At 58.1% G+C, this 1,032-nt stretch carries 1 protein-coding gene; it reads left to right on the top strand.

The genetic code is table 11. The features are described from left to right. The coding region (locus CRJ00_RS18095; protein WP_099368130.1) for an IS110 family transposase at window positions 1-1,032 on the top strand (1,032 nt) is incomplete at both ends.

The following is a 1,032-nucleotide window of genomic DNA, read 5'->3' as shown; positions in this document are numbered from 1 at the left end:
TTTTACCCGTAACTTTCGCGAAGCCCTGGACTATCTGCTCTCCCATGGTGTGGACACCGTTGCGATGGAGGCCACGGGTTCCTATTGGTTCATCCTTTACGATATCCTCCACGCCGGAGGGCTTGACGTCTGGCTGGTCGACGGTCGCCAGACCAAACAGGTCCCCGGACGGAAGACCGATGTAAAGGACTGCCAATGGATCCAGCAGCTGCACAGCTATGGACTGCTGAACCGCTGCTTTGTGGCCGAAGGGGACCAAAAGGAGATCCGCAGCTACCTGAGGCTGAGGGAGGATCTGCTGCGGAACGCCGCCATGCATGTCAACCACATGCAGAAGGCCCTGGTGGAAATGAACATCAGGCTTCCCGAGGTACTGAGCCAGATCCATGGAGCAAGCGGTATGGCCGTCATCGGTGCAATACTGTCGGGCGAGCGCGATCCTGGTGTCCTGCTGTCCCTGTGCCATACCAGGCTGCGCAGGACCAAGTCCCAGGAGATCCTTGCCGCCCTGGAGGGTTTCTATACGGAAAGGGGTGTGTTCGCCCTAAGGATCGCCCATGAGGCCTATCTGTTCTACATGAAGCAGATTGCCGAATGTGACCATAAGCTGGAAGCCCTGCTGCAGAAGGGCGGCGATGGCGGCAAAGGGACCCAGTCAGGGCCCAGGAAACCGATACGGCACAACAGGCCGGACATCAGGGACCTTGGCGCCCATCTGCTGGACCTCTTCCAGGGCAGGGATGCCACCATATTGCCCGGGATCACGGACTATACCTGGATGCAGATCTACAGCGAGACGGGAAACGATCTGGAACGATGGGCCACGGAGAAGCATTTCACAAGTTGGCTGGGGCTATCTCCGGGGCAGAACAGCTCRGGCACAAGTAGCAGAAGGGTCAAGCGGAAGGGGAAACCGCTGACCGGACAGATATTCCGKGTCATTGCACAGGGACTCCTACAGAGCAAGAAAATAGCGATCGGGGAATTCGGACGAMGGCTTCGGGCCAGAAAAGGGCCTATGATCGCCATCAA

Source organism: Sphingobacterium sp. 1.A.4 (assembly GCF_002734245.1).
GTDB lineage: Bacteria > Bacteroidota > Bacteroidia > Sphingobacteriales > Sphingobacteriaceae > Sphingobacterium > Sphingobacterium tenebrionis.
Note: the sequence above shows the minus strand (reverse complement) of the source record. Positions and strands in the feature narration are given on the sequence as shown.